Origin of the sequence: Neptunomonas sp. CHC150, from assembly GCF_030397555.1 — a bacterium.
GTDB classification, from domain to species: domain Bacteria; phylum Pseudomonadota; class Gammaproteobacteria; order Pseudomonadales; family Balneatricaceae; genus Neptunomonas; species Neptunomonas phycophila.
In genome coordinates this window covers 1-922 of the sequence record NZ_JAPNXU010000046.1, presented here as the reverse complement: position 1 = coordinate 922, position 922 = coordinate 1, and the positions used below count along the sequence as shown (strand labels likewise).

Genomic DNA, 922 nt, shown 5'->3' with positions numbered 1-922 from the left:
AGATGTGTATAAGAGACAGATCCCCGTACTTCCCTTTTAGCTCTTCAAGAATGTCGAGCATTGGAAGCATATTGCCATGACTATCCGTAAAACTGAGCCCAAGCTTATCTTGGGCTTTTGCTACGCCACCTAAGAAAGCACGGTATTTAGTACCCGCTTCACTGCCACTCATTGTTGACTGTAGAGTACCCAAAATTGCCATTTGCTCTTCCATGGCAATACCAGCCGCCGTTGCATTAGCGCCTACACTGGTAAACGCACTGCTCATTCCTGCGCCTGTAGTCTTGAACATCTCAACAGATTGAGCGGTCATACCAGCAACTTGCTTTGACCAAATCCCTGTTCCCATTTCATCAGCACTATTTTTAAATATGCCGTACATTGTCCCCATGTAATTGGTGATGGTAGCCGTGTCTGCTTTCGTTGCTGCCGCGAGAACGGCCGAGCTTTTGGTGATGTCAGAGAGTTCTGCACCGCTAATACCACCAAATGCCGATTTAATATCATAGGAAGCCCCGACAATATCTGTCGCTGACTTACCATATTGAACCGATGTCCAGAGCGCCGTTTTTGAAAGCTGGGCAAGATCTTCATCCAGTACACCCAGTGATTTCACCTCACCAAGTTTTCTGTCCATTTCAATCGCAGGCATCAACGCATTTTGAATAGCAAAGCCAGTAGCCACCAAACCCGCACCACCTGTCGCCATGTTCTGCATGCCTTGCTTACCTGCTTCCATGGAAGATTGCACTTCTTTGGTAATGCCTTGCAGTGGCTTGGTGATTTGATCAACCAGTGCCACGTGCATTAGTAGCTTTTCCATACTCATGCGTGATGCTTACCCGCTCTTGATTTCAACTAATTACTAAACAACCGGCTAATTGCGCTCATTACTGCTCGCTCGCTGCGTTCAAACTGGTTT

General features: G+C 47.0%; 1 protein-coding gene. It reads right to left on the bottom strand.

All coding sequences use genetic code 11. The features are described from left to right. Window positions 1-823 (bottom strand): phage tail tape measure protein (locus tag OW491_RS18090; RefSeq protein WP_290037286.1); only part of this gene is annotated, 823 nt, incomplete at its 3' end. Window positions 824-922 lie beyond the last annotated feature (99 nt).